Origin of the sequence: Pseudomonas sp. YQ_6, from assembly GCF_043103245.1 — a bacterium.
In the GTDB taxonomy this organism is placed as follows: Bacteria; Pseudomonadota; Gammaproteobacteria; order Pseudomonadales; family Pseudomonadaceae; genus Aquipseudomonas; species Aquipseudomonas alloputida.
Genome location: NZ_JBICJR010000070.1, coordinates 1 through 482, shown reverse-complemented (window position 1 = coordinate 482; position 482 = coordinate 1). Strand labels below are relative to the sequence as shown.

Here is a 482-nt window from a genome sequence, read left to right as displayed (position 1 = left end):
GCATTGTTGCTCAGGGTCACGACTAGGTCGTGAGCCAGGGCGGTGTTGATGTGCACGGTGAACGTCGGTTTGACGTTCTCGGCCACCGAGGTCTGGTCAGCAGTAATAGTGACCTTGACCAGGTCGCCTTCGTTGCTGCCGCCCGGGTTGCCTGGGGTGCCAGGCTCGTCGGTCACGGTAGTGCTGACCGGGGTTTTGTCGAGGGTCAGTTGCTCAAACTTGCCGACATCCGCGCCTTCAACGGTTGCGATCGATTTGATCACAGGGTCGTTGGTGCCGACGTAGACGTTGTCCGGGGCAGCCACGGTGGCAGTGCCGGTTGTACCGTTAGCCGGGATGGTGATGGTGGTTTTGCCATCGTCCAGGGTAAAGGTCAGCGCTGCGTGCTTGTCGATCGGCAGACCGTCTTTGTTGGTCAGCGTGATGGTGTAAGTGATCTCGCCGCCTTCGGTGACCGAAGGGGTGGCGGTCAGCTTGGCCAC

1 protein-coding gene is annotated in these 482 nt (G+C 60.6%); it reads right to left on the bottom strand.

The genetic code is table 11. From position 1 onward, the window contains the following. On the bottom strand, positions 1-482 hold a 482-nt coding region (locus ACF8FG_RS24675; protein WP_392519326.1), incomplete at both ends, for an immunoglobulin-like domain-containing protein.